Origin of the sequence: Pseudomonas sp. PDM02, assembly GCF_014852285.1 — a bacterium.
In the GTDB taxonomy this organism is placed as follows: Bacteria; Pseudomonadota; Gammaproteobacteria; order Pseudomonadales; family Pseudomonadaceae; genus Aquipseudomonas; species Aquipseudomonas migulae.
Genome location: NZ_JACVBL010000007.1, coordinates 329,022 through 355,744 on the forward strand (window position 1 = coordinate 329,022; position 26,723 = coordinate 355,744).

Below are 26,723 nucleotides of genomic sequence, written 5' to 3' on the forward strand. Positions count from 1 at the left end.
TCATGTCGACGAATAATCAACCCTTGGGCGAGGAAAAGACGCAGCAAGTGAGCGAAAAAGTCGATAGCAATCATCAGATAGCAGCAATGCACGGCTGAGAAATATGTGTTAAAAACGCTGCGCCGCCAGACAATCTGTCGGCAAAACGTTCTCAGGGCGGGGTGCAACTCCCCACCGGCGGTAATTGCGCGCAATGCGCATAGCCCGCGAGCGCTTGGCGACAGGCACGGCTTCGGCGGTGTTTGACGGCAAGGTCAGCAGACCCGGTGTGATCCCGGGGCCGACGGTCATAGTCCGGATGAAGAGAGAACGGGATTGGCGCCAAAGGGCCGTCCGCAGGCATTCGTGCGAGCGTGCGTACCCTTAAATCCCATTCGATTCATATGCCCTGTTTTATACATAAACAGGAGTCAGAACATGCAACCCACCGCAATCGACAGCAAAAGCAAACACCATCAGGGCGAGCGCGTAGCGTTCATCCAGGCCTGCTGGCACAAGGAAATCGTCGATCAGAGCCGTAAGGGCTTCGTCGCAGAAATGATTGCTCAGGGTTATCACGAATCCGACATCGACTTCTTCGAAGTCGGCGGCGCCTTTGAAATGCCCCTGCACGCCAAGTTGCTGGCCAAGACCGGCCGTTATGCCGGTATTGTCGCGGCAGCCCTGGTGGTGGACGGCGGGATCTACCGTCACGAATTCGTCGCCCAGTCTGTGGTCAGCGGCCTGATGCAGGTTCAATTGGAAACCGAAGTGCCGGTGTTCTCGGTGTCCCTGACCCCGCACCACTTCCATGCCGGTGAAGAGCATCAGAAGTTCTTCTTCGAGCATTTCGTGCACAAAGGCCAGGAAGCGGCGAAGACGTGTGCGGATACGCTGAGCAAGATTCGGGCGTTGCGTCGCAGCGAGCCACGTGCAGTAGCCGTCTAAACACCGCTCCCCCTGTAGGAGCGAGGCTTGCCCGCGAAAGCGATTTAACATTCAACATCATCGCTGAATCTGGAATCGCTTTCGCGGGCAAGCCTCGCTCCTACAGAGTCAGCGTCGTCAGTCAGGCAAGGTTTTCGTCGGTGGTCGGCACGATCAGGATGCCGGCGCGCAGGCCGTTCTTGACCTTGGGGTTCGGGAAGATAATCCGCGCGCCCTCTTCTTCGATGATCCAGCGCGTCTGGGCGATGTCTTCGGCCAGCAGATAACCCACTTCCAGTTCCGAAAAATTCTCGATGTCCGCCGGCAGGTTCAAGCGGAAGCTATCGCTGTGCTTGATGATTTCCCGTGCCACGCTGAACAACTGCAACCCATTCAGCGCCTCTTCGGTCAGTTCCGGCTCTGTGCCTTCGATGATCTGTTTAAGGCGGGTTTCAAGCAGGGAGACGTTGACCCCGTCGTTCTGCCCGAACGGCCGCGCCTTGCCCAACTCCAGGGTGAAAGACTCGGCACCCAGCTTGTCGTAGGTGTAGGAACTGAAAACGATGGACGGCTTGTTTTGCAGCAACACCGCTTCCATGCCGGCGGCGCGCAGGCGAGCCAGTTCCTGACGTGAATGCTGGCGATCTTCCTTCCATGGATACAACGCAAACTGCTCGATCTTCGAGCCTCTAATCGCGGTGTGCAGGTCGTAATGCAGACGATCGCGATCCGGAAGGCTGAAGAAACTGGCCGCAAGCCGCTCCAGTTCACAGGCGCGCAGGGCTTCGGAGCCGCTGGTTTGTTCGTGACGGCCGTTGAACAGCCGATTGACGTCCTGCTCGATAAAGCGCTCGCCCTTGCGAATCGCTTCCGGGTTGCCGAACAGGAACAGAATACGTGCGCGCGGCTTCAAGTCGCCGCGAGCGATGTCATGCAACAGGCGATCGAGCAACTCGATCGGCGCTGTTTCGTTGCCATGGATCCCGGCTGACAGCAGCAGGTCCAGGCCATTGTCGCGAGCCTCAGGTGGCCGGACTTCCAGCGCACCTTCGCTCAACCAGCGCATGCGCACGCCTTCGACAGTCAGTTGAGTCTTCTCCGCCGGTTCGCGGCCGGCGAGGGTCAGTTCAAGCAGTTTGCCGAGGGCGAGCATAGAGCGGTTTCCTTAGTGGTCGTGGGCGCAATCCGGGCCGTGCACGTGGTCTTCGTCGCCGACTTCAGCCGGTTCCATTTCCAGTTGCAGACTTACCAGATTAGTCGCCAATGGGCGCAGCAGCAGGTTGGCGTATTCAGCGTCACCTTCTTCGACGTCCACGCCGATCAGCAATTGGCCGCGGCCATCGTGCTGAATCCACAGCTCTTTGCCTTGCCAAATGACAGCGACGCGGGTGCAGGAAGTTTCCAGTTGCGTGCCGTCGGTGTCTTCAAGGATCAGCTGCAGGGTATCGCTCATGTGTTTTACGCTCTCGACGTTCAATTGATCTGGAATGGATAAACCGCGCCCAGTTTAAGGATTTGCGTCAGTTCATCCAGTGCCGTCCGGCACTCAAGCAGCAATTGCGGGTCCGCAAGGTCGGTTTCGGCCATGCGGTCGCGGTAGTGCTTTTCGACCCATTCGGTCAGCGTGCCGTACAACGGTGCCGTCATGATAACCCCTGGGTTGACGGCCGCCAGTTCGGTTTCATTCAGTGCCACGCGTAAACGCAGGCACGCCGGGCCACCGCCGTTCTGCATGCTTTGCTTCAGATCGAAGACTTTGACTTCGCGGATAAGGCCGCCAGAACTGGTCAGGCTTTGCAGGTACTGCCAGACGCGCTCGTTGCCACGGCACTCTTCCGGCACGATCAACAGCATCGAGCCATCAGGACGCGACAGCAACTGGCTGTTGAACAGGTAGGAACGCACCGCGTCTTCCACGGTAACCGCCGAACGGGGTACGCACACCGACTGGAATTTGCCGCCGACCTTGGCGAGTTTGCTTTGCAGTTCGGCCAGCATCTGTTCGGTGTCGAGGAACGCGTCCTCGTGATAGAACAGCACCTCGCCGTTACCCACCGCGATCACGTCGTTGTGGAACACGCCCTGATCGATCACCGCAGGATTCTGCTGGGCGTAGACCACACCGTCATCGCTCAAACCGTGCAGACGAGCAACGGCTTGCGAGGCTTCGAGGGTCTGGCGCGCCGGGTACTTCTGCGGTGCCGGGTAGCGGTTATCGAACGCGCTGCGACCGAACACAAAGAACTCGACGCCGGCTTCACCGTATTCACGGCAGAAACGCGTGTGGTTGGCGGCGCCTTCGTCACCGAATTGCGCCACGGCCGGCAACGCCGCGTGGTGAGCGAAGTGCTTCTGATCAGCGAACATTGCACCCAGTACACGACTTGTGGTCGGGTGCTCGATGCTGCGGTGGTATTTGCAGTTGAGGTTGGCGGCGGTGAAATGCACGCGACCGTCTGCGGTGTCGGCGCTCGGGCTGACCGTGGCGGCGTTGGCCACCCACATGCTCGACGCCGAGCAACTGGCGACCAGCAACGGCATCGCGTCTTTCGCCGCTTGCTCGATCACTTGCGCGTCGGTGCCGCTGAAGCCCAGGCGACGCAGGGCGGCGACATCAGGACGCTCTTGCGGGGCCAGAACGCCTTGTTGAAAGCCCATTTCCATCAGCGCTTTCATTTTCGCCAGGCCTTGCAGCGCGGCTTCCTTCGGGTTCGAAGACTGCTGGCTGTTGCTCTGGGACGCGACGTTGCCGTAGGACAGGCCGCCGTAGTTATGGGTCGGCCCCACTAGACCGTCAAAATTGACTTCATAGGATTTCATCAGCGAGGCTCCACGAGAATCTGTTTTTATAGGCTTCAGTTACTGTTCAGTACGACCGCGTTGCGGCCTTCGCGGGCAAGCCTCGCTCCTACAGGTTCAATGGGATCCGTAGGAGCGAGGCTTGCCCGCGAATGGGCGCTACGCCATCTTCACGCCAGGCGTAAGGGCCGCTGGCAACGTCAGGCTCGGCGTTTCCAGCGAGGCCACCGGGTACGCGCAGTAATCTGCCGCGTAGTAGGCGCTGGCGCGGTGGTTGCCCGAGGCGCCGACGCCGCCGAACGGTGCGCTGCTCGCAGCACCGGTCAGCTGTTTGTTCCAGTTGACGATACCGGCACGGCTTTCCAGCCAGAACTGCTGATAACGCGCTTCGGAATCCGACAGCAAACCGGCCGCCAGGCCATAGTCGGTGTCGTTGGCTTCAGCGATCGCCGCTTCAAAATCAGCGTAGCGGATCACTTGCAGCAACGGGCCGAACAGCTCTTCGTCAGGACGATCGGCAACGGCGGTCACGTCCAGAATACCTGGGGTCAGCAACGCGGCTTGTGCCTCAGGCTGAGTCATTTCCAGCAACGCCACGGCGCCATTGGCCAGCAGATGTTCCTGCGCATCCATCAGCGCTTTTGCCGCACCGAGGGAAATCACCGAGCCCATGAACGGCGCTGGCTGCTGATCGAACGCACCGACTTCAATCGTCGAGCTGACCGCCACCAGACGCGCCAGCAACGTGTCGCCCCAGGCGCCCTGCGGCACCAGCAAGCGGCGGGCACAGGTGCAACGTTGACCGGCAGAAATGAAAGCGGACTGAATGATGGTGTACACCGCCGCATCCAGATCAGCGACCTCATCGACCACCAACGGGTTATTACCCCCCATCTCCAGCGCGAGGATCTTGTCTGGACGACCGGCGAACTGCTGGTGCAGGTGATTGCCGGTACGGCTCGAACCGGTGAAGAACAGACCGTCGATACCCGGGTTCGCCGCCAGGGCGATACCGGTTTCGCGAGCGCCTTGCAGCAGGTTCAACACGCCGGCTGGCAGGCCGGCTTCGATCCAGCACTTGACCGTCAGTTCGGCGACTTTCGGGGTCAGCTCGCTCGGCTTGAACAGCACGCTGTTACCGGCCAGCAGCGCCGGCACGATGTGACCGTTGGGCAAGTGCCCAGGGAAGTTGTAAGGACCGAACACCGCGACCACGCCGTGTGGCTTGTGGCGCAATACGGCGGTGGCGTCGCCCAGCGGGCCGCTCTTCTCGCCGGTGCGTTCGCGGTAGCTCTGCACCGAAATCGCAATCTTGTTGACCATGCTGGTCACTTCAGTCGCCGCTTCCCACAGCGGTTTACCGGTTTCTTCACCGATGCAACGCGCCAGTTCGTCAGCGTTGTTTTTCAGCGCGCCAGCAAAGGCTTCCAGCACCGAGATACGTTCTTCCAAAGTACGGCGAGCCCAACCCGGAAACGCCTGACGCGCGGCTTGCACGGCGGACTCAACCTGAGCGGCGGTAGCGCCCTCGCCGGCCCACAGCACTTGCTGGGTCACCGGGTTCAGCGACTGGAAGGCTTCACCCTGACCGGCCAGCCATTCACCTGCGATGTATAGCGAATTCATTATTTCGACTCCCGAGCAGCAGACAACGGAACGGCGCGCACTTGATCGCCGGCGTTGAGTTGAAGACGTTTGGCGGTCAGCGGATCGACCACCAGCGTACCGGCGGCAAGACGTGCGGGTGCGGCAGTGATCCGGCAGTCTTCGCGCTTGCGGTTGTGAATGATGAATGGCGTGGCGTCGTCACCCGGCGTGCCAACGGCCAACACCAGCGCCTGACTGTCTCGCACGGCGCGGATCTTGCCGGTTTCGCATTCGATGGCCGGGCCGGCGTCGAAAATGTCGACGTAGCCCTGGTAGCTGAAACCTTCGCTCTTGAGCATGGCCAGCGCCGGCTCGGTGTCCGGGTGAACCTGACCGATCACGTTACGTGCATCCGGCGACAGGAAGCAGGTGTACAGCGGGAATTTCGGCATCAGTTCGGCGATGAACGCCTTGTTGCCCACGCCGGTCAGGTAATCGGCCTGGCTGAATTCCATTTTGAAGAAGTGTCGACCCAGGCTTTCCCAGAACGGCGAACGCCCTGCTTCGTCGGAGACACCGCGCATTTCGGCAATGATCTTGTTGCCGAACAGTTGCGGGAACTCGGCGATGAACAGCATTCGCGCCTTGGACAGCATGCGGCCGTTGAGGCCGGTGCGGAAATCGGCGTGCAGGAACAACGAGCACAATTCCGAGTTGCCGGTCAGGTCGTTGGCCAGAAACAACGTCGGGATTTCGCGGTAGATGTTCAGCTCTTGCGAAGCGCTGACCGTCAGGCCGACCCGGAAGTTGTACCAGGGCTCACGCAGGCCGACGGCGCCGGCAATGGCGGAAATGCCCACCACACGAGCGTTGTCGTCTTCGAGGACGAACAGATAGTCCGCATCGCCGCGCCCGGCCTCGCCGCGAAAGGTCTTCTCGGCCCAGCCGACCCGATGGGCCAGACGCTCTTCGTTGGCCGGCAAGGTGGTCAGGCCGGTGCCGGTGCTACGGGCCAGGTCGATCAGAGCGGGTAAATCGCTGCTGCGTACGGGACGAACGATCATGCTATCTCCTCAAACGGGCCGCTTGCGCCACCCGCGAAACACTTGCTGCTTTCTAGGTTGAAAAGCAGGCGTTAAACCGCCACCAGGCGCACGCTTGCACCTTCACCGACGCCCAGGGCTTCGGCCGCTTCCAGATCCAGGGTCACGGGTTTGCCCGGCGCGTAATCGAGCTCGAGCAACACGGCGCGGTAATCCTGCAACTGCGCATTGGCCACCAGGTACTGACGCCCTGCGCCTTTGACCGGCTCGCCGATTTTCACCGGCACGACACGGCTCTGGGCGATCGAACGGATCCCCGAAACACGCGCATGCAACGTCGGGCCGCCGTCGAAAATGTCGATGTAGTGATCGGTCTCGAAGCCTTCGCGCATCAGGATGTCGAAAGTGATCTGCGCCCGTGGGTGCACCTGGCCCATCGCTTCTTGCGCGGAGTCCGGCAGCAACGGCACGTAGATCGGGTAATGCGGCATCAGCTCGGCGAGGAACGTGCGGCTCTTCAGACCGCACAGACGCTCGGCTTCGGCGTAGTTGAGGTCGAAGAAGTTGCGACCGATGGCGTCCCAGAACGGCGAGTCGCCATTTTCATCGCTGTAACCGACGATCTCGGTCACCACGGAATCGGCAAAGCGCTCCGGATGGCTGGCCACGAACAGCAAGCGGCCACGGGAGTTGAGCTCGGCCCACGGCGAACCCACCAACTCGCGCTGCACGTAGAAACTGGTCAGCAAGCTGTTGCCAGTCAGGTCGTGGCACTGGGAGAGCACGTGAATCTTGTTATGAATCTTCAGCTCGCGGGAGGCGTGCACGAAGGTTTCATTGCGGAAGCTGTAGAACGGCTCGGAATAACCGGCCGAGGCAACGATGGCCGAGCAACCGGCCAGTTTGCCGGTGGCGGTGTCTTCGAGGACGAAGAAATAGCTCTCTTCACCGTTGAAGCTGACTTCGGCAGCGAACGAGGCTTCGCTCGCGGCGATCTTGTCGCTCAGGCGTTCAACGTCATCCGGCAAGGAAGTGACACCAATCGGGCTGTCCGCAGCCAGACGCTGTACCTCGCCCAGATCAGCCATTTGCGCGGGGCGCATCACCAGCATGGTGTCACTCCTTTCTCTAAACTCTTTGAGGAAAATAAACCGGCCCGGCCTTTTGAAGACTTGGGTAGGAGCGAAGCTTGCTCGCGAAGGTGTGTCAGTCGACATCACTGTGACTGACACACCTTCGCGAGCAAGCTTCGCTCCTACAGAAAAGCGGGGCCGGCATCAAAATTGGGTTCGACGCCTGAAATCATCAGGCGTCGAAGGGTCTATCAGGCTTGCGTCAGTTTTGCTGCAGCGCGCTCGAAACGATCCAGGCCGGCATCGATATCGGCGTCTTCAACCACCAGGCTTGGCGCAAAACGCACCACGTCCGGGCCGGCTTGCAGGACCATCAGGCCTTCGCGCTCGGCGGCGTTGAAAATGTCCTTCGCCTTGCCTTTCCAGGCCTCGCTCAGCACGCAACCGATCAACAGGCCCATGCCACGAACCTTGGTGAACAGGCCGTATTTCTCGCCGATCTGCTCCAGGCGAGCCTTGAACTTGTCGTGCTTGGCGTTGACGCCGGCCAGCACTTCAGGGGTGTTGATCACGTCGATCACCGCTTCGGCGACGGCGCACGCCAGCGGGTTACCGCCGTAGGTAGTGCCGTGGGTGCCGACGACCAGGTGTTTGGCCAGGTCTTCGGTGGTCAGCATGGCTGCGATCGGGAAACCGCCGCCCAGGCTCTTCGCGCTGGTCAGGATGTCCGGGATCACGCCGTAATGCTGGTAGGCAAACAGATGGCCAGTACGGCCCATGCCGGTCTGCACTTCGTCGAAAATCAGCAGCGCGTTGTGCGCGGTGCACAGGTCACGGGCGCCTTGCAGGTATTCGAGTTCGGCCGGGATAACACCGCTCTCGCCCTGGATCGGCTCCAGGACCACAGCGCAGGTCTTGTCGGAAATGGCGGCTTTCAGCGCGGCCAGATCGTTGTACGGCACATGGGTGATGCCGGTGATTTTCGGACCGAAACCGTCGGAATACTTCGACTGGCCACCGACGTTCACGGTGAACAGGGTACGGCCGTGGAAGCTGTTGAGAGCGGCGATGATTTCGTACTTCTCGCTGCCAAACCGATCATGGCCGACACGACGGGCCAGCTTGAAAGCGGCCTCGTTGGCTTCGGCGCCGGAGTTGCAGAAGAACGCACGCTCGGCAAAGGTTGCGTCGATCAGCTTGTGCGCCAGACGCAGGGCAGGCTCGTTGGTGAACACGTTGGACACGTGCCACAGCTTGTTCGCCTGCTCGGTCAAGGCACCGACCAGCGCCGGGTGCGCATGGCCCAATACGTTAACGGCAATCCCGCCGGCGAAGTCGATCAGCTCGCGGCCAGACTGGTCCCATACGCGGGAACCGGCGCCACGCACAGGAATGAAGGCGGCAGGCGCATAGTTGGGAACCATTACCTGGTCGAAATCGGCGCGTTCTACCGCAGCGTGCTCAACGGACATCGGAGTCTCCTGAAGAGGAACACTCGCCGGAAACTGGCGAGCGATGGGGGGATTGTAAGGACAGTTTTCAGCCCGGCCTTGCCGCCAAGCGACAACTTCTTATAGCGCAAACCCCGGTTTCAGCCGGGTTTACGGCAATGCGACATATAGCGTCGCAAAGGCGCAGTTTAAACCGGCGGCACAGGTTATAGGCAGGCTTGTCGAACGGTGCGGTAAATATGTACCGCACACCGTGCTTCATCGTTTGTTTTCCTTGGGTTCCATCCAAACGCTAACGGACTAGCGCCATGATTCAGCATGACCCCGAGCTTACGGCTCAGCCAGACGCGCATTTCCAGCATGCGTTCCACAATCTGCCCGACTGGCTATTAACAGCATCGCCCGCTACGCGCACTGCGCTGAAAAGCGCGCGGCTGGACCTCCCTGAATGGCACGCCCAGGCAACCCGCCAGCAGCACCAATCATTGAAAGCGGCCAGCACGCACTATCTGGCCCAGCGTAACCACCTGGAATCCATGCTGGATAAACTGCAGAACGCCCGGGACTTTGCCGAACCGCTTCTGCGTGACGCATTGAAAACCCGGTACGGCCTGGAACTGGACGTCAAGACGACCTTCCTGCGCCTGTACATCCCGCAGACCGTTCCGTGGTTCCCGATCAAGACCGGTGCCGCGCGCACCTGGACGGTCTCGCTGCTCGACGCCGCCCTGCACAACTTTCAGGATTCGGAAACCGAAGCGCAGGCTTACGAATCTGCCTCGACGTTCATCACCGAACCCTCGTCCACCGGGCAATTCGATACATTGCCGGCGATCAAGCGCCAACTCTCCATTCAGCACTTCACCCGGTTGTGCAGGGAGCTGGATATCGGCGGTCGATACGAGGCCCACCTCAAGGAAAACCTGGGGTTTACCAACCCGGTAGCCGCTGCCGTGTTGAAGTCGAGCGTGATCAAGACGCACAAGGCCGCCCTGCTATCAGCCCTGCACCTGGCCCAGGTCCGTGGCGATCTGCCGCTGGATGCCTGGCAATCGATTCTCGACATGATCGAGGGCCGCGAAAACGTGGGGCTGGACAACTGGCGACTGCACTGTCACGACCTGAGCCTGATGTCTTCATTGCTGACCGGCATCGTCATTTTCGCGCCGATACTTGAACTCACCTCCCAACGCTCGCGAATCATCGCCTACATCCCCGACGACCCGGAACACCCGCTCAAACAGTACCCCGACACCCTGGCTTTCATGACCGAGCTGACCCGCAAACTGCGCTCGCCTGCTTATCAGGCGTTCTTCAGCCGGTTCATCGATCATCAGGAACGAGGCCACTTTTTCGCCGACCTCAACAGTCGCCTCCACGCCGTGACCTGGCATGAACACCAGCGCGGCGATCCGCTGCCGAGCTGGCGCGACACCCCCATCGACAAGCCCAACCTGCAATTCTCGGTGAACCCGATCAGAAACGATCTGTGGACTCACCTCTATCAGCAGCAATTGAACAAACTGCTCAATGACGCACGCACCCTTGCGGTTTCTACCGCCAGCGCCGACCGAGCAGCGCGATGGGCGGCGTGGGACGCCTTCAGCAATGTCGCCAAAAAGATCCTTGAAGTGGCGTCGTTCGTGGCCCTGCCCTTTGTTCCGTTTCTGGGCGAATTGATGCTCGCCTACATGGCCTACCAAGTGCTCGACGACACGTTCGAAGGCATCATCGACTGGGCCGAAGGCCTGAAAACCGAAGCGTTCGGACACTTGATGACGATCGCCGAAACGGTAGTTGAACTCGGAACGTTCGCGGTGGGCGGTGTCATGGCGGCCGGGGCGTTCAACGGCCTCATGTCTCGCGAGGCGGTGACGCTGATTTCCCCGCTCAAACCCATCAAGACAGCCACAGGCAAAACCCGATACTGGAAACCGGATCTCGCGCCTTACGAACAGTCCGTTGATCTGCCGGACGCTGCCAACCCCGACCCTCTCGGTTTGTATCAGCATGAGGGCAAAACACTGGCGCGCGTTGAAGGCAAACTCTACTCGGTAAAACCGGACAGCAAGACTGGCCGCTTTCAGATTCAACACCCGCGCCGGGCCGACGCCTATCAGCCGGCTCTGCGACACAACAGCCATGGTGCCTGGCAAACCATGCTGGAGCGACCGCTGACGTGGGACCGGGAAACCGTGCTGCGCCGCCTCGGCCAGAGCGTCGAGTCGTTCAATACTGCCGAGCGCGAGCAACTCCTGCAGATCAGCGGCTTTCACGACAACGTGTTGCGCGAGATCCGTGTCGAGAATCAGCGCCCGCCTTCGCTGCTGACCGACACGATCAAGCGCTTCAGGATCGACCGAGACATTCAGGCGCTGGTCGAGCAGACCGGCAGTGACCATCCCGACCACTATCAGGCGCTGAACCAGCGCAGATCGCTGTTCCAGTCGCGCTACCGTGAACTTGAAAAAACCGCCGATCGCCACGTTCTGCTACTGCAAGGCGAAGTACAGGGACTGCCCACAGACATCGCACAAGAACTGGTGAGCAACGCAAGCGGCACCGAACTGAAGCAAATGCACAACGGCCGCTTGCCCCAGCGCCTCAAGGATGTAGCGCTGAAAGCCATGGACGCGGTGCGTGTCGCCAGAGCCTATGAAGGGTTTTATCTGCAGGGCATGGAAACGGCGGACACCCATCGCCTGGCCCTGCATAGCCTTGAATCACTGCCCGGCTGGCCTGCTCGCCTGCGCATCGAAGTCAGGGAGTTTTCCCACGAGGGGGCGTTGCGCGACAGCATCGGTCAGCCCGACGCCCCCATCCTCAAGACACTGATATACGTCGAGGACCACACGTATCGGGCCCATGAAAACACGTCTCTGCCGAGCGACTTTTATCAGGCCCTCCTGCAGGCACTGCCCGACGCTGAGCGCACGGCATTGGGTCTTTCCGCCGAAGACGGTCAGCTACTCAAACAACGCATTGCCGAGCATGCGCAGAACAAACCCGCATTGCGCACGCTGCTGGTGAAACATCCCAACCGAAAACCCTTTTATGACCCGGCGACCATGCGCCTGCCCGGTGGATCGGAGGGGTACAACCGAACAGGTCGCCCCACTCCCACACTGAATGACAGGGTTCGCGAGGTGTATCCAGGCCTGCCCCAGGATGAACTCCGCGCCGTCGTCGCCCGCCTGCAACGCCACCCCGATGGCGCTCGCGTGGAGCTTTCGCGCCTGAGCAATGAACTCGAACGGCTGCATGAAGACCTGGATACCTGGATAAAGGAAGCCCCCACCGTCCACCCCGAAACCAGACAGCCATTGAGCGAGCTGGAACAACAGGCCCAGCAGCACAACCGCCGGTTGCTGGCTCAGGAAATCCAGCAGAGCTGGCGTCGGCAAACACAACGGGATCTCGAATCGACAGAGCACAATGACCGCTATGTGCTGCGATTCGCCGAGCCGATTCTGGGTGCGTTGCCGGTACTGACGGCGGACTTCAGTCACGTATCGCTGGTCGCACTCGAAGGCAGTCACGCGGAGCAAGGTGTTCACGGTTTCCTGCAAAATTTCAGCGACCTTCGTCGCCTCGACTTGCGGCGCTTCTCCCTGACCACCCTGCCCGACGCCATCCCACGGATGACCAACCTCGACACATTGGTGCTGAACGAATGCGCGATCAGGATTGATGCCGACGCGTGGTCGAAACTGTCCTCATTGAACAAACTGGTGATGCTGGACCTGTTCCGTAATCCGATTGACGTGGCTCCCGATGTCGGCGCATTTACCGAACTCGTGCACCTGGACCTGAGCGCAACCGGTCTGACTGAAATCCCCGTCAGCGCTATCACGCACCCCAGACTCGATACGCTCATGCTGATCAATAACCGGATCACCGAGCTGCCTTCCGGGTTGTTCGACAGCGTGGTCTACGACAAGCGCGGCGTGCACCTGTCGGACAACCCGCTCGTCGACAGCGCTCGGCAACTCGTCAAGCTGCACTACCTCGAAACCTCATACGATCTGGGCGTCTATGCCCCCGAGGCGGATATCGAACGAGCCAGGGCGCTCTACCCGAACATGGAAGTCGAGCAGGCCAGCGATTTCGTCTACGAACTGCCCGGCACACTGGAAGAGGGCCGAACAGAGCTGACCCACCTGGAAGCAGAGCTGGCCCAATTGAGCAACGATCTGACGACATGGACAGCCGATCTACCGCCGCGCCACCCACTGACGGGAGACCCCTTCAGTGACATGCAACAGTTTGTCGAACACGCCAATCGCGATGAATTCAAAGAGGCAATGGAGCGCTGCTGGCGGCATGACGCCGAGCTGGATGATTTCAATGAGTCGCTTGAGCCGTCGTATGAACTCTCCATCCGCCCGGTCATCACCGGGGAACTGCCGACCCTCAGCGCTGACTTCAGCCATGTCTCGGCGCTGGAGCTGCACAGTGTCGATGGCGTGACGCGCATCGGGCGTTTTCTGGAATCCTTCCCGAACCTGAGAAGCCTGAGGCTGCGCGACTGCAACCTCGGTGACATTCCCGATGCGGTGTTCAAGATGGGGCGACTCAGGTCACTGTCGATTCCCAGCTGCCGCGTCGGCCTGTCCGTGCAGTCGGTCGGCGCATTGGCGGGAATGGAACAGCTCGAATACCTCGATCTGGGCCTCAACCCCTTGGGGCTGACACCCGACCTGAGTCAGATGCCGGACCTGGCGACCATTCTGCTCAACGACACCGGCATCACTGAGATACCCGATGGCCTGCTACAACTGGCGGAACTGGACTGGGCAGACTTGAGCGGCAACGCAATCACCAACGTACCCAGCGACCTGTTGGAGTTGCCCGTGGAAGTGGCGGAGAACATTACGCTGAGGGGCAATCCGTTTACGGAGGAAAGCCTGTTGCGGCTGATCAGTTACTTCGAACGCACACGTGCCGACTTTGGCGTGGAAGAAGTGATCAATCGAGGTGAAATGAACGTATCCACCTCTGAGGGTTCCGAGATCGACGAATAGATCAGCCGCGCTCGGACGGCACTGACGACAACTCGAACGGACTGCTGCTACGCCGCTGGTTGCGATCCTCCCGCGGCGTGGCGCCGAAGAAGTTGCGGTAGGCGCTGGAGAAATGTGGCCCCGAGGAGAAGCCGCACGACAGGCCGATCTGGATGATCGACTTGCTGGTTTGCATCAACATCTGCCGGGCCTTGTTCAGGCGCAGTTCCAGGTAGTACTGGCTCGGCACGCGGTTGAGGTATTGCTTGAAGATCCGCTCCAACTGCCGACGGGATACGCACACGTGCTGGGCGATTTCGTCGGTGGTCAGCGGCTCTTCGATGTTGGCTTCCATCAGCAACACCGCCTGGGTGAGCTTCGGATGGCTGGAACCGAGGCGGTTCTGCAGCGGAATGCGTTGGCGCTCGCCGCCTTCACGGATGCGCTCGACCACCAGCTCTTCGGATACGGCGCCAGCGAGTTCGGCGCCGTGATCACGGGCCAGCACCGCCAGCAACAGGTCGAGCACCGACAGGCCACCGCACGCCGTCAGGCGATCGCGATCCCAGTCGAACAGATGGCTGGTGGCGATGACTTTCGGGAAACGCTCGGCAAAATCGTCCTGCCAGCGCCAGTGCACGGCAGCACGATAACCGTCGAGCAAACCGAGTTGCGCCAACGGATAAACACCGGCGGACAAACCACCGATCACGCAACCGGCACGCACCAGTTGTTTCAGCGCACTGCTGAGCGCCGGCGCGAGGGTGGTCGGCGGCTCATCGGCGAGCAGGAACAGTTTCTGCAAGTTTTCAAGCTTGCCGGCCCAGGGTTCACCCGGCAATTGCCAGGCGCCTTCGGTCGACGGTTCGGCCTGCAGGAACGACAGTTCGTAGACCACGTCCGGATGCACACGCTGGGCAACACGCAAGGCCTCCTCAGCCAGCGCAAGCGTCAGTGCTTTAGTGCTGGGCCAAATCAGGAAACCAATTCGATGGGCAGTCATGGCGGGCAATCCGAAACGAAACAGTGATGAAGGCATGGGCCAATGCTAGCCCGTAAATGAACGCAAATCTCAAAACCGGTAACCATCCCCTGTAGGAGCCGGCTTGCTGGCGATGGCGGTATGTCTGTGCCAGATACTTAAACTGACCCACCGCGATCGCCAGCAAGCCGGCTCCTACAAATCGGGGCCGGCCTCTAAATTGCGAAGCATGCACTATCCCGGTGCACAACGGCAGTCTTGATTATTTCAGGCTGCCCGAGAGGAATTGTTGCAGACGTTCGGACTGTGGATTGACCAGCACTTCACGCGGGTTGCCGCTTTCTTCGACGACACCTTTGTGCAGGAACACCAGCTGGTTCGACACTTCACGGGCGAAGCCCATTTCGTGGGTCACCACCACCATGGTCCGGCCTTCCTGGGCCAGGGCCTGCATCACCTTCAGCACGTCGCCGACCAGTTCCGGGTCGAGGGCCGAGGTCGGTTCGTCGAACAGCATCACCTCAGGTTCCATCGCCAGCGCACGGGCAATCGCCACTCGCTGCTGCTCGCCACCGGACATGTGGCCAGGGTAAGCGTCTTTACGATGTGCCACGCCGACCTTGTTCAGGTAGTGCTCGGCTTTCTCGCGGGCTTCGGCCTTGGACATGCCGAGCACGTGGACCGGCGCTTCCATGATGTTTTCCATCGCGGTCATGTGCGACCACAGGTTAAAGTGCTGGAACACCATCGACAGACGCGAACGCATGCGTTGCAGCTGTTTCGGGTCAGCGGCTTTCAGCGCGCCGTCCTTGTTGGCAACCAGTTTCAGCTCTTCGTTGTTGAGCAGGATCTTGCCCGCGTGCGGCTGCTCCAGCAGGTTGATGCAGCGCAGGAAGGTACTTTTGCCGGAGCCACTGGAGCCGATGATGCTGATCACATCGCCAGCCGCCGCTTTCAGGGACACGCCCTTGAGCACTTCGTGACTGCCATAGCGTTTATGCAGGTCTTGGACTTCAAGTTTGTACATGCGGTCGGTTCTCACAAAAACAGTCAGTCAGTCGTTGAGCAAGCGCCCGTGACGCAGCGCTTCGCGCCCCGCCACCTTGGCCAGCCAGAAACCGGGTTGGGCATAACGCAGCCGTTCAATGGCAAACAGCACCCCGGACGTACCAGCACACACCGTGCTGACCCGATCCGATAACGGATCGATCACTTCAAAAATCTCGTCGCCGGCTTCGATCCACTCACCGGGTTTACGCAGAAAACTGATCACGCCCGGATGCGGCGCGAACAGCAATTCGGTGCCTTCGAACGGCATGCCTTCACACGCGTCCTGCGCAGGTTTCGGCCATTCGCCACTGATCAAGCCTTGCTCGGCGAGGAACGCGAGAATGCCTTCAGCGTAAGCCTCGGCGTCAGCGCGAGCGGTATCGGCCTGCCCCCCTAATTCAATAGTAGTCGCCAGGCACGCCAGTGGAATCTGCGCATCCGGGAACTGACGGGACAGACGCAACCATGGCAGCGAGCAGGCTTCGTCGAAGGAACTGCCGCCGGAATCTTCCGCCAGCAGGCCCACTTTCACATTCAGGTGCGCGGCGAGCGAACGCCACTGCGGCCAGTGTTGCGGCAACGCGTACATGTGCAGCGCGGCTTCGGCATCGCAGTGCAAATCGAGCACCACATCGGCAGTGCAGGCATGGCTGAGCAACACGCGCTGCATGCCTTGCAACTGGCTGCTCGCCTCCGGCAATGCCGCCAGGTGATCGCTCATGGCCTGACGGATCAAGCGGATGTTGGCGTGCGGATCGTCACCCAGATGGCCTTCGAGTTGGGCGGCCACTGGCGCGCTCAGCTCGACGAAATCGCGGTTGAAGTTCTTGCCGCTGCCCGCTTCGAAACGCCCTTGATGACTGCCTTGCAACAGCTGACCGAGGCCCAGCGGGTTGGCTACCGGCACCAGTTCGACCACACCGTTAAGCAAGCCTTGGGCTTCGAGTTCGGTCAGGCGCTTTTTCAGCTCCCAGGCCGTGCGCATGCCCGGCAATTCATCGGCGTGGAGGCTGGCCTGGATGTAGGCCTTGCGCTCGCCGCTACCGAAGCGGAACACCGAAATCTGGCGTTCGCTGCCCAGGTGGCTCCACGGCAATGGATGATCGATGCGTTCCATATCAGTGCTTCCGCGGGGCCAGGTAGCCCAGCCAGCGGCGCTCGGCCAGTTTGAACAGTTTCACCAGAATGAAGGTCAGGCACAGGTAGAACACACCCGCCGTGATGTACGCTTCGAACGGCAAGTAGAACTGAGCGTTTACCGTGCGTGCGGCACCGGTGATGTCGATCAGGGTCACGATGGACGCCAGACTGGTGGTCTGCAGCATCATGATCACTTCGTTGCTGTACTGCGGCAGCGCCCGGCGCAGGGCCGATGGCAACAGAATCCGCTTGTACATCTTGAAGCGCGACATGCCCATGGCCTTGGCTGCTTCGATCTCACCGTTCGGCGTAGCGCGCAGGCTGCCGGCGATGATTTCTGCGGTGTAGGCGCTGGTGTTGATCGCGAAAGCCAGGCACGCACAGAACGTCGCGCTGGACAGCCACGGCCACAGGAAGCTTTCCCGCACCGCCTGGAATTGCGCCAGACCGTAGTAGATCAAAAACAGCTGCACCAGCATCGGCGTGCCGCGGATCACGTAGGTGAAGAGCCAGGCAGTCATGTTGACGGCCGCGTTCTTCGAGACCCGCATCAGCCCCAGCGGCAAGGCCGCCAGCAGACCGAAAAACAGCGACAGCGCGAGCAATTTGAGGGTGGTCACCAGGCCGCCGAGGTACAGCGGCAGGGCCTCCCAAATGACGTTGTAGTCGAAGATCATAGATCAGCCGCCCTTACGCCTACCGAGTAGCGCTTCTCAAGGTGACGCAATGCCAGCAACGAGACACTGGTGATCACCAGGTACATCGCGGCCACTGCGAGGAAGAAGGTGAAAGGCTCGCGGGTGGCATCTGCCGCCTGCTTGGCCTTGAACATCATGTCTTGCAGACCCACCACCGAAATCAGCGCGGTGGCCTTGGTCAGTACCAGCCAGTTGTTGGTGAAGCCCGGAATCGCCAGGCGAATCATCTGCGGCACCAACACCCGGAAGAACACCTGAAAGCTGCTCATGCCGTACGCCATACCGGCTTCGGCCTGACCCTTCGGGATCGCCATGAACGCGCCACGGAAGGTTTCCGACAGGTACGCACCGAAGATGAAACCCAAAGTGCCGATACCGGCGGCCAACGGGTTCAGGTCGATGTAATCGTCATAACCGAGCATCGGTGCGACGCGGTTGAGCAGGTCCTGACCGCCGTAGAAAATCAGCAGGATCAGCACCAGATCGGGAATCCCGCGAATTACCGTGGAATACAGATCGCCCAGCCAGGCCAGCCAACGCACCGGCGACAGACGCAGCGCAACGCCGATCAGCCCCAGGACGATGGCCAGGGCCATGGACGACAAGGCGAGCTGAAGCGTCAGCCATGCGCCATCGAGGATGACAGCCCCGTAGCCTTTCAACATGATTCAGATCCTCGAAAGTTGGGATGAAAAAATGGCGCAAACCTCAGAGATCCTGCTGCTTGCGCCATTCGGACTTGTCGCCGGGACGTGTTACTTGCCGTAGATGTCGAAGTCGAAGTACTTGTCCTGGATCTGCTTGTACTTGCCGTTCTCGCGAATGGCAGTGATTGCGGTGTTGACCTTGTCTTTCAGCGCATCACCCTTGCGAACAGCAATACCCACGCCGTCGCCAAAGTATTTGACGTCGGTGAAGGCCGGGCCCACGAAAGCAAAACCTTTGCCGGCGTCGGTTTTCAGGAAACCGTCATTCAGCAGCGTAGCGTCTGCCACGGTGCCGTCGAGGCGACCGGCAGCGACGTCGAGGTAAATTTCGTTCTGCGAACCGTACGGCTTGACCTCGGCACCCAGCGGAGCCAGGACTTCGCGGGCGAAACGCTCGTGGATCGAACCACGCTGCACGCCGATGTTCTTGCCCTTCAGCTCGGTCAGGCCTTCGCTGACTTGAGTGCCGGCCTTCATGACCAGGCGAGCCGGGGTGTTGTAGTACTTGTTGGTGAAGTCCACGGACTTCTTGCGGTCTTCAGTGATCGACATGGACGACAGGATGGCGTCGATCTTGCGCACTTTGAGTGCAGGGATCAGACCGTCGAACTCTTGCTCGACCCAGACGCACTTGACCTTCATCTCTTCGCACAGTGCGTTGCCGATGTCGTAGTCGAAACCAACGATGCTGCCGTCCGGTGCTTTGGAAGCAAACGGAGGGTAAGCCGCTTCGATGCCAATTTTCAGAGGCTTTTCATCGGCGAAGGTTGGCAGGGACAGCACGGACAGTGCCAGGGCGCCAAGCAGCACGAGTTTCTTCATCTTGGGACTCCATCGGTAAAGGGCTAAAACGGCAGAGTGAGCAACAGCCCATTATGCGAATGAGTAAAACCGGAAAGCGGTTGCTGCGTCCTGGGAAACCGGCGTTGTTTTCAACGCGAGCAACGACGAGCGAGTGATCGGCATTCTAACGACAGGCCCGAAGCCGATATTTCTTCAATGCGACAACAAATTACAGAAGCACCGAGAAAGCCGTTTAGGCACGTTGACAGCCTTGCAATTTCATGCAAGAGCAAAAGACAGTGAACCGATCTATATTGCAAATTGTGGGCCTATTATTCGCAAAGCCTTCTAATCCGGCAAGCGCAGCGTGGGTTCTTATTTTTTTGCGGGGCTGAAATGCACGGATGCGGACTTATGGCGTTTCGCAATGCCCCGTATCGGCGCGGGCGGTTACACATTCAGTTACTTGAAGGGTCGTGGGTAACAGTGGGAAATGGACTACAGGGGAAGCCGATAATTATTGGGCGTTGTTTATGCGGTGTCTGACAGTCCGCCTTCGCGGGCAAGCCTCGCTCCTACAGGATTCAGGTACACCTCAACCCCTGTAGGAGCGAGGCTTGCCCGCGAAGAGGCCCGAACAGCCAACACAAAACCTTCAGGCAATAAAAAGCCCCACCAGACTCAACACCTGGCAGGGCTTCGATAACGCCAAACGCTACTTACGCAACATTCATCGTCTTGTGCGTATCAATCAAATGCTGCACCACACCCGGATCCGCCAGGGTCGAAATATCCCCCAACCCATCATATTCAGCGGTCGCAATCTTGCGCAGAATCCGGCGCATGATCTTGCCCGAACGAGTCTTCGGCAGCCCCGGCGCCCACTGGATCACATCCGGCGAAGCAATCGGGCCGATCTCTTTACGCACCCAGTTCTTCAGTTCCAGACGCAATTGCTCGCTCGTCTCTTCACCAGCGATCAACGTGACGTAGACATAAATGCCCTGCCCCTTGATGTCGTGCGGCACACCGACCACGGCGGCTTCAGCGACTTTCGGGTGCGCAACCATCGCGCTCTCGATCTCGGCGGTGCCCATGCGGTGGCCGGACACGTTGAGCACGTCGTCCACACGGCCGGTGATCCAGTAGTAACCGTCCTCGTCACGACGCGCACCGTCACCGGTGAAGTACATGCCGCGGAAGGTCTTGAAGTAGGTGTCGACGAAACGATCATGGTCGCCATACAGCGTGCGCGCCTGGCCTGGCCACGAATCGAGAATCACCAGGTTGCCCTCGGCGACGCCTTCGATGATGTTGCCCAGGTTGTCCACCAACGCCGGCACCACGCCGAAGAACGGACGGGCCGCCGAACCCGGTTTCAGCGCGTGAGCGCCTGGCAACGGGCTCATCATGTTGCCGCCGGTTTCGGTCTGCCACCAGGTATCAACGATCGGGCAACGGGATTGACCAACGTTCTTGTAGTACCAGTCCCACGCTTCCGGGTTGATCGGCTCACCGACCGAACCCAGCAGACGCAAGCTGCTGCCGTCAGCGCCTTCAACAGCAGCCTTGCCCGACGCCATCATCGCGCGGATCGCGGTCGGCGCGGTGTAGAGGATGTTGACCTTGTGCTTGTCGACGATCTTCGCCACCCGGGTGATGTCCGGGTAGTTCGGCACGCCTTCAAACAGCAACGTGGTCGCGCCGTTGGCCAGCGGGCCGTAGACGATGTAGCTGTGGCCGGTGACCCAGCCGACGTCGGCGGTGCACCAGTAGATTTCGCCCGGGCGGTAGTCGAACACGCGCTCATGGGTCATGGCCGCGTACAGCAAATAGCCGCCGGTGGTGTGCTGCACGCCCTTCGGCTTGCCGGTGGAACCGGAGGTGTAAAGGATGAACAGCGCTTCTTCGGCGCCCATCTCTTTCGGCGCGCAGACACTGCCCGCCACTTTCATCAGGTCTTCAAACCAGATGTCGCGATGCTGGTTCCACTTGATGTCGCCACCGGTGCGCTTGCACACGATGACTTTCTGGATGCTGCTGGTTTCCGGGTTGGTCAGCGCGTCGTCGACGTTGGACTTGAGCGGGATTTTCTTGCCGGCACGAATGCCTTCGTCAGCGGTGATCACCACTTTCGAGCGGCAGTCGATGATGCGACCGGCCAGGGCTTCCGGCGAGAAACCACCGAACACTACCGAGTGAATCGCGCCGATCCGGGTGCAGGCCAGCATGGCGACCACGGCTTCGGGGATCATCGGCATATAGATAGTCACCACGTCGCCGCGGTGCACATCCTGGCCGCGCAAGGCGTTGGCGAACTTGCAGACTTGTTCGTGCAGCTCGCGGTAGGTGATGTTGCGGCTTTCGGAAGGGTCATCCCCTTCCCAAATGATCGCGACTTGATCGCCGCGCTCGGCCAGATGACGGTCGAGGCAGTTGTAGGAAACGTTCAGGGTGCCGTCGGCGAACCATTTGATGTCGACATGGTGATCGTCGAAGGACGTCTGCTTCACCGTGGTGAAAGGCTTGATCCAGTCGAGGCGCTTGGCTTGCTCGCGCCAGAAACCGTCAGGGTTGACGACCGACTGCTGGTACATGGCTTTGTAGGTTGCCTCGTCGGTCAGCGTATTGGCCGCTACCTCGGGACGAACGGGATACAGAGAAGCCGCACTCATCTTTCTTACCTCGGTGGAATAGTTGTTTTTGTATGGCCCTGTTGTAGCCCGGGCCGGGCCTATAGAACCATTCGACGATGGTAGTAACAAGCCCCTACAAATTATCGTGATAAGCCCGAATTGCCTCCGCTAAACCCTGTAGGAGCCGGCTTGCCGGCGATGGTCGCCAACGATAACGCGCCAATCCTGACACCCTGTAGCGCTCTCAGGTTTATCGCCAGCAAGCTGGCTCCTACAAGGAATGAACGATTCCCCAACAACGTTATCCGGTGATTGTTACGAAATCTGTCAAAGGTGTTTATCAAAACCCCACCTATATGAATGCCACTCCCACGCCTAAAATCCACCTCGCCAACAAGGCAAACCCTGATTAACCAAGTTGCAGCCCCCACGAAGGCAGTTAATCAAAAACACCGGTAACCAAGTTCCACACGCAACCCCAAAAAGGTTGCGTGACCCCACTCGACCTCTAAAAGGTAAAACCGAAATGAAAGCTTTATTAGTTCTGGCCCTCTCCAGCCTGTGCGCAACCGCCATGGCAGACGAGGTCCCGACTGATGTCGCACAGCAACAACCGGCCATCGAGGAATACACTTACTCCACTCACCTCGATATCGCCAAAGTTGTCTCCATGAGTGAAATCCCCAATGTGTGCGAAGTTGTTCCCATGAAAATGGAATACGACGACTCCAAAGGCCAACGCCACATCCTGCGCTACAGCATCATGGGTAACGGCTGCTCCAACGGCTAAACACCCGCACTCCCCTAAACGGTTCGACCCAATGCCCGATCATCACACCGACCTGTAGGAGCCAGCTTGCTGGCGAAAGCAGTCGACGCAATGTTCTAGGCAGTCAAAGCGCCGAACCGTATAGATCGATTTATACGATAGCTTTCAGCATTTATTTGCGCTTTTTAATCGAATCTATCGGCGTAGTATGAATTCCACACCAAGGCACACAACGCCAACGAACCTGGAGCAACGACCATGAAAACCAAACTGATCCTCGCCCTGACCCTGTCTGTACTGGCCGCCAACACCTTCGCCGCCGACGGTTACGACCGCACAGGTTCTGCCACTTTCACCACCGAAGCCGCTGTCGCTTCTGACGGTTACGACCACACCGGCTCGGCCAAAGTCGCCGCCGATGGTGCCGATCACGTCGGTGCAGGCAAACTCGCTTCCGATGGCTTCGATCACACCGGCGCCGCCAAAGTCGCTGCCGATGGTGCCGACCATGTCGGTGCAGGCAAACTCGCCGCTGATGGCGCAGACCACGTCGGTGCCGCTCGCCTGAGCTGATCATCGAGCGTGACTGACAGCCCGACTTCGGTCGGGCTTAGTTGTGTCTGAGGCCAGCGAAAACCGACTCAAAACACAAGATGTAGTGAAAAACCCGATTTTTTGTCTATTTTTTGAACAAAAAAGTAGCACGTCAAAATTTAAGAAAAAAAATCTGCACCCGCGATCTCCAGCCAAAGCCCTGTAAACCCTCGCTCCGACCGAAAAACCCTCCTTCTCGACCGCTCCATGCGCGGATTCGCCCCACCACGGCTGCAAAAATTTCCCTATAATGCCGCCTTAAACGGGCCTGCAATATTCCCTTACAGGGAAGACAGCCAGTCCGAAGCCCAGGCCGACGTCGTCAACGACTGCAGCGCCATCAGCGGCTCTCGGAACCCCGTACAAAATTATGTTTATTTGCCTGCGTGTACCGCTGCAAAAAACGCTATCAAACGCGGCCAGACCGGTCGTGTGAAAAACCAACCAATCAGTTTTCACACGGGCATCTGGCCCTCACGCAGGAGACGACACGTCATGCTGAGCTGGGACGAATTCGACAAAGAAGACAGCGGCGAGACCGTGGTAAAAGGCGCCAACGCCGGCCACGCGACTGAAGCAAACATGGACCGCCTCGACACCGCCGGTGGTGTTGCCGCTCAAGAAGCTCGCGCTGTAACCGCGTCCGACTCCGCCGCCATCGCTCGCGCCAAGGCAGCCCTCGACAACCTCGACATCGCCGAAGGCCTCGCCGAACTCGAAGGCGCCTCCGCCCGTGTCGCCGTTGACGAAAAGCGCATGATCAACTGCCGCGCCGACCTCAACCAACTCGTACCGTTCAAGTACGACTGGGCCTGGCAAAAGTATCTGGACGGTTGCGCAAACCACTGGATGCCGCAAGAAGTCAACATGACCGCCGACATCGCCCTCTGGAAAGACCCGGAAGGCCTGACCGACGACGAGCGCCGCATCGTCATGCGCAACCTCGGCTTCTTCTCCACCGCCGACTCCCTGGTTGCCAACAACCTGGTCCTGGCCGTGTACCGCCTGATCACCAACCCGGAATGCCGCCAGTACATCCTGCGCCAGGCTTTCGAAGAAGCGATCCACACCCACGCCTACCAGTACTGCATCGAATCGCTGGCCATGGATGAAGGCGAAATCTTCAACATGTACCACGAGATCCCATCGGTCGCGAAAAAAGCCACCTGGGGCCTGAAGTACACCCGTTCGATCTCCGATCCGAAGTTCGAAACCGGCACCGTCGAAACCGACAAAGAGTTGCTGCGCAACCTGATCGCCTACTACTGCGTCCTGGAAGGCATCTTCTTCTACTGCGGCTTCACCCAGATCCTCTCCATGGGCCGCCGCAACAAAATGACCGGCGTCGCCGAGCAGTTCCAATACATCCTGCGCGACGAATCCATGCACCTGAACTTCGGCATCGACGTGATCAACCAGATCAAAATCGAAAACCCGCACTTGTGGGATGCCGAGATGAAGGAAGAGGCTTCGCAGATGATTCTGCAGGGGACTCAGCTCGAGATCGAATATGCGCGGGATACCATGCCTCGTGGCGTACTCGGCATGAACGCGGCGATGATGGAGGACTATCTGAAGTTCATCGCTAACCGTCGTTTGTCGCAGATTGGGTTGAAGGAAGAGTATCCGGGGACTACGAATCCGTTCCCTTGGATGAGCGAGATTATGGACTTGAAGAAAGAGAAGAATTTCTTTGAGACTCGCGTGATCGAATACCAAACCGGTGGTGCGCTTAGCTGGGATTGATTTCCGAGCTCGCTCAGAAGCACTAAACCTAGAAACCTTGTCACTAATCTTTGAACAAATGCACCAAAAAAGGGCTGCCAAATGGCGGCCGCGGGGTCGCATCAAAAGCTGACACCGTCTCAATCAAAGTCTGAAACGGACGAGCTTATGGGCGACCTGATGGAGCCTTATTGTGGGTTCATCGAGTGAAGTGCAAAGCACCTGCAAGCTGGTGATTGAAACCGTTTGTGTCAATTGGCACATTAAATGTCGCAAACGGGCGGGTTAATGTCGTCCACTAAAACAAACCCCGGCCTGAGTGTCGGGGTTTGTTTTGTGGCGAGTAAGCCCTGCCATGGCTGAGCATGGTGACTGTCTCGTCGAAACGAACTGCATTCTTGATTGGCTGAATGGCCGCTATGTGTCGGCAAAGTTAATTGCGCTTTCGGCTTAGACGATCAAAAACCCCTGGTGACCCTATCGCCGGGGCTTTCTCTTTAAATCTTATCCCCTGGCGCAGAGTGATAGCTTCTGATGGCTCATAGCCTTTAATGTGGCTTTTTGAGTGTGAAGAGAACACACCGCATGGCAGAGTAGCACTGTTAATATCTACATCTGTTCAGGATTTATCGCAGCGCCCACAGGGACGCCAGGGTTCAGCATGCTCAAGCTCGAAGACATCAAGAAGGACGCACAGGTTAAGGGTATCCAAGCAGACGAAATCGTCCGCGTAGTTACGGTTGAGCCTGTTGGCGACAATGCCATTACCGTTTACTTCAAAGACAGCCAGGGCCGATTGGGCGAGCAGATGTTGTTCCGCTCTGACGAAGTTCGTCTGGCGCTAGCTCAAGCGGGTCGACCTTGGTCATTTGATGCTCCAGGTCCTGATTTCAAACTTGGGTTGGAAGCTTACCGTATCAGTTTGGCCTATCTGTTCGATCCGATGATGGCGGTTCACACCTCCAATGTAGATCCACTACCACATCAAATATCTGCTGTTTATGAGTCGATGCTTCCGCGTCAACCTCTGCGCTTCGTTCTTGCCGACGATCCGGGCGCGGGCAAGACAATCATGGCTGGTTTGCTGATCCGAGAGTTACTGATGCGGTCGGATGCCAAACGCATTCTGGTCGTTTCTCCCGGTTCCCTGACCGATCAGTGGCAGGATGAACTTCTGGAGAAGTTTGGCGTTAGGTTCGAGATATTCAGTCGAGAGAAGCAGGAACAATGTGCGTCGGGTAACTACTTCGAAGAAACCAACCTGCTGATCGCACGTCTCGATCAGTTGTCACGCAGTGAAGAATTCCAGCAGAAGCTAAAGAACACTGAATGGGATCTGATCATCGTTGATGAGGCCCACAAGCTCTCGGCTAACTATTTCGGCAGCAAGGTCAACAAGACTAAGCGCTTTGAGCTAGGAGAACTGCTCGGCTCCATTACGCGGCATTTCTTATTGATGACGGCAACGCCGCACAACGGCAAGGAAGAAGATTTCCAGATTTGGCTGTCCCTGCTCGACGGTGATCGGTTCTACGGCAAATTCCGTGAAGGTGCACATAAGGTCGATGTGTCTGACATGATGCGTCGCATGGTCAAGGAGGAGCTGCTGAAGTTTGATGGTACCCCCCTCTTCCCCGAGCGTCGTGCCTATGTAGTGGTCTAATGAAACCGGACACCCATTTAGGCGAGAATGCTCGCCAGATCGAGGTGTCAGATGACCAAACAACGCCGCTCCTTTACTCCTGAATTCAAGCGCGAGGCTGCCGACCTTGTGCTC

20 protein-coding genes and 1 riboswitch are annotated in these 26,723 nt (G+C 59.0%); of the genes, 6 read left to right on the forward strand and 14 right to left on the reverse strand.

Annotation, left to right across the window (positions count from 1 at the left end; genetic code table 11):
• Positions 1-143: 143 nt before the first annotated feature.
• Positions 144-315: riboswitch (FMN riboswitch) on the forward strand.
• A 102-nt stretch (positions 316-417) separates the two neighbouring features.
• Positions 418-927 carry a 6,7-dimethyl-8-ribityllumazine synthase gene (locus IB245_RS14985; RefSeq protein ID WP_192227960.1) on the forward strand — a complete coding sequence of 170 codons (510 nt, stop codon included), beginning with the start codon at positions 418-420 and terminating at the stop codon, positions 925-927.
• Positions 928-1,048: 121 nt separating this feature from the next.
• Here IB245_RS14985 and astE read toward each other — a convergent pair whose 3' ends face one another.
• The 7 genes from astE to IB245_RS15020 form a co-directional block, all read right to left on the reverse strand.
• Positions 1,049-2,059, reverse strand: a complete 1,011-nt coding sequence (astE, locus tag IB245_RS14990; protein WP_008033106.1) for a succinylglutamate desuccinylase — start codon at positions 2,057-2,059, stop codon at positions 1,049-1,051.
• A 12-nt stretch (positions 2,060-2,071) separates the two neighbouring features.
• On the reverse strand, positions 2,072-2,359 hold the full coding sequence (locus IB245_RS14995; protein ID WP_008033108.1) for a hypothetical protein: 288 nt from the start codon (positions 2,357-2,359) through the stop codon (positions 2,072-2,074).
• A gap of 20 nt (positions 2,360-2,379) precedes the next feature.
• A complete protein-coding gene (gene astB / locus IB245_RS15000; protein ID WP_008033110.1) occupies positions 2,380-3,726 on the reverse strand; it encodes an N-succinylarginine dihydrolase in 1,347 nt (448 codons plus the stop codon).
• 138 nt (positions 3,727-3,864) lie between these two features.
• Positions 3,865-5,334, reverse strand: coding sequence for a succinylglutamate-semialdehyde dehydrogenase (astD, locus tag IB245_RS15005; protein WP_192227969.1), 1,470 nt, complete (start codon positions 5,332-5,334; stop codon positions 3,865-3,867).
• Entirely contained in the window at positions 5,331-6,356 is a 1,026-nt protein-coding gene (astA, locus tag IB245_RS15010; RefSeq protein WP_008033114.1) for an arginine N-succinyltransferase, read from the reverse strand. The genes astD and astA overlap by 4 nt, the downstream gene beginning before the upstream one ends.
• Positions 6,357-6,427: 71 nt before the next feature.
• Positions 6,428-7,447: an arginine/ornithine succinyltransferase subunit alpha gene (aruF, locus tag IB245_RS15015; protein ID WP_008033116.1), complete on the reverse strand. Its 1,020-nt coding sequence runs from the start codon at positions 7,445-7,447 to the stop codon at positions 6,428-6,430.
• Between the two features lie 212 nt (positions 7,448-7,659).
• Positions 7,660-8,880, reverse strand: coding sequence for an aspartate aminotransferase family protein (locus IB245_RS15020; protein ID WP_008033117.1), 1,221 nt, complete (start codon positions 8,878-8,880; stop codon positions 7,660-7,662).
• Positions 8,881-9,167: 287 nt separating this feature from the next.
• Between IB245_RS15020 and IB245_RS15025 the strand changes: the two genes are divergently transcribed.
• Complete coding sequence (locus IB245_RS15025) at positions 9,168-13,883, forward strand: dermonecrotic toxin domain-containing protein (protein WP_192227961.1); 4,716 nt, start codon at positions 9,168-9,170, stop codon at positions 13,881-13,883.
• A gap of 1 nt (position 13,884) precedes the next feature.
• Here IB245_RS15025 and argR read toward each other — a convergent pair whose 3' ends face one another.
• The 7 genes from argR to acs form a co-directional block, all read right to left on the reverse strand.
• Positions 13,885-14,865: a transcriptional regulator ArgR gene (argR, locus tag IB245_RS15030; protein WP_008033121.1), complete on the reverse strand. Its 981-nt coding sequence runs from the start codon at positions 14,863-14,865 to the stop codon at positions 13,885-13,887.
• A gap of 241 nt (positions 14,866-15,106) precedes the next feature.
• Positions 15,107-15,871, reverse strand: a complete 765-nt coding sequence (locus IB245_RS15035; RefSeq protein ID WP_008034888.1) for an ABC transporter ATP-binding protein — start codon at positions 15,869-15,871, stop codon at positions 15,107-15,109.
• Positions 15,872-15,898: 27 nt separating this feature from the next.
• Positions 15,899-17,011, reverse strand: coding sequence for a M14 family metallopeptidase (locus IB245_RS15040; RefSeq protein WP_192227962.1), 1,113 nt, complete (start codon positions 17,009-17,011; stop codon positions 15,899-15,901).
• A gap of 1 nt (position 17,012) precedes the next feature.
• A complete protein-coding gene (locus IB245_RS15045; RefSeq protein ID WP_008034884.1) occupies positions 17,013-17,711 on the reverse strand; it encodes an ABC transporter permease in 699 nt (232 codons plus the stop codon).
• Complete coding sequence (locus IB245_RS15050) at positions 17,708-18,397, reverse strand: ABC transporter permease (protein ID WP_007951063.1); 690 nt, start codon at positions 18,395-18,397, stop codon at positions 17,708-17,710. The genes IB245_RS15045 and IB245_RS15050 overlap by 4 nt, the downstream gene beginning before the upstream one ends.
• A 90-nt stretch (positions 18,398-18,487) precedes the next feature.
• Positions 18,488-19,261, reverse strand: a complete 774-nt coding sequence (locus IB245_RS15055) for an ABC transporter substrate-binding protein (RefSeq protein WP_008034882.1) — start codon at positions 19,259-19,261, stop codon at positions 18,488-18,490.
• A gap of 680 nt (positions 19,262-19,941) precedes the next feature.
• Positions 19,942-21,897, reverse strand: a complete 1,956-nt coding sequence (acs, locus tag IB245_RS15060; protein WP_008034880.1) for an acetate--CoA ligase — start codon at positions 21,895-21,897, stop codon at positions 19,942-19,944.
• Between the two features lie 487 nt (positions 21,898-22,384).
• Between acs and IB245_RS15065 the strand changes: the two genes are divergently transcribed.
• From IB245_RS15065 to IB245_RS15080, 4 genes are all read left to right on the forward strand, one after another.
• Positions 22,385-22,648, forward strand: a complete 264-nt coding sequence (locus IB245_RS15065; RefSeq protein WP_008038474.1) for a DUF2790 domain-containing protein — start codon at positions 22,385-22,387, stop codon at positions 22,646-22,648.
• Positions 22,649-22,885: 237 nt separating this feature from the next.
• Positions 22,886-23,200 (forward strand): hypothetical protein, encoded by a 315-nt coding sequence (locus IB245_RS15070; RefSeq protein WP_192227963.1) that lies wholly within the window; start codon positions 22,886-22,888, stop codon positions 23,198-23,200.
• A gap of 516 nt (positions 23,201-23,716) precedes the next feature.
• The gene (locus IB245_RS15075; protein ID WP_008034875.1) at positions 23,717-24,967 is read left to right on the forward strand and encodes a ribonucleotide-diphosphate reductase subunit beta; all 1,251 of its coding nucleotides are present in this window, start codon (positions 23,717-23,719) and stop codon (positions 24,965-24,967) included.
• 640 nt (positions 24,968-25,607) lie between these two features.
• A complete protein-coding gene (locus IB245_RS15080) occupies positions 25,608-26,609 on the forward strand; it encodes a DEAD/DEAH box helicase (RefSeq protein WP_225609891.1) in 1,002 nt (333 codons plus the stop codon).
• Positions 26,610-26,723 lie beyond the last annotated feature (114 nt).

What these genes read in the sequence shown, in the direction of transcription:
- IB245_RS14985 (WP_192227960.1), top strand. Translation starts at nt 418, where the DNA reads ATGCAACCCACCGCAATCGACAGCAAAAGCAAACACCATCAGGGCGAG.
- IB245_RS15025 (WP_192227961.1), top strand. Translation starts at nt 9,168, where the DNA reads ATGATTCAGCATGACCCCGAGCTTACGGCTCAGCCAGACGCGCATTTC.
- IB245_RS15020 (WP_008033117.1), bottom strand. Translation starts at nt 8,880, where the DNA reads ATGTCCGTTGAGCACGCTGCGGTAGAACGCGCCGATTTCGACCAGGTA.
- IB245_RS15035 (WP_008034888.1), bottom strand. Translation starts at nt 15,871, where the DNA reads ATGTACAAACTTGAAGTCCAAGACCTGCATAAACGCTATGGCAGTCAC.
- astE (WP_008033106.1), bottom strand. Translation starts at nt 2,059, where the DNA reads ATGCTCGCCCTCGGCAAACTGCTTGAACTGACCCTCGCCGGCCGCGAA.
- IB245_RS15055 (WP_008034882.1), bottom strand. Translation starts at nt 19,261, where the DNA reads ATGAAGAAACTCGTGCTGCTTGGCGCCCTGGCACTGTCCGTGCTGTCC.
- argR (WP_008033121.1), bottom strand. Translation starts at nt 14,865, where the DNA reads ATGACTGCCCATCGAATTGGTTTCCTGATTTGGCCCAGCACTAAAGCA.
- IB245_RS15075 (WP_008034875.1), top strand. Translation starts at nt 23,717, where the DNA reads ATGCTGAGCTGGGACGAATTCGACAAAGAAGACAGCGGCGAGACCGTG.
- IB245_RS15065 (WP_008038474.1), top strand. Translation starts at nt 22,385, where the DNA reads ATGAAAGCTTTATTAGTTCTGGCCCTCTCCAGCCTGTGCGCAACCGCC.
- IB245_RS15045 (WP_008034884.1), bottom strand. Translation starts at nt 17,711, where the DNA reads ATGATCTTCGACTACAACGTCATTTGGGAGGCCCTGCCGCTGTACCTC.
- IB245_RS15040 (WP_192227962.1), bottom strand. Translation starts at nt 17,011, where the DNA reads ATGGAACGCATCGATCATCCATTGCCGTGGAGCCACCTGGGCAGCGAA.
- IB245_RS15050 (WP_007951063.1), bottom strand. Translation starts at nt 18,397, where the DNA reads ATGTTGAAAGGCTACGGGGCTGTCATCCTCGATGGCGCATGGCTGACG.
- IB245_RS14995 (WP_008033108.1), bottom strand. Translation starts at nt 2,359, where the DNA reads ATGAGCGATACCCTGCAGCTGATCCTTGAAGACACCGACGGCACGCAA.
- astB (WP_008033110.1), bottom strand. Translation starts at nt 3,726, where the DNA reads ATGAAATCCTATGAAGTCAATTTTGACGGTCTAGTGGGGCCGACCCAT.
- astA (WP_008033114.1), bottom strand. Translation starts at nt 6,356, where the DNA reads ATGATCGTTCGTCCCGTACGCAGCAGCGATTTACCCGCTCTGATCGAC.
- IB245_RS15070 (WP_192227963.1), top strand. Translation starts at nt 22,886, where the DNA reads ATGAAAACCAAACTGATCCTCGCCCTGACCCTGTCTGTACTGGCCGCC.
- acs (WP_008034880.1), bottom strand. Translation starts at nt 21,897, where the DNA reads ATGAGTGCGGCTTCTCTGTATCCCGTTCGTCCCGAGGTAGCGGCCAAT.
- aruF (WP_008033116.1), bottom strand. Translation starts at nt 7,447, where the DNA reads ATGCTGGTGATGCGCCCCGCGCAAATGGCTGATCTGGGCGAGGTACAG.
- IB245_RS15080 (WP_225609891.1), top strand. Translation starts at nt 25,608, where the DNA reads ATGCTCAAGCTCGAAGACATCAAGAAGGACGCACAGGTTAAGGGTATC.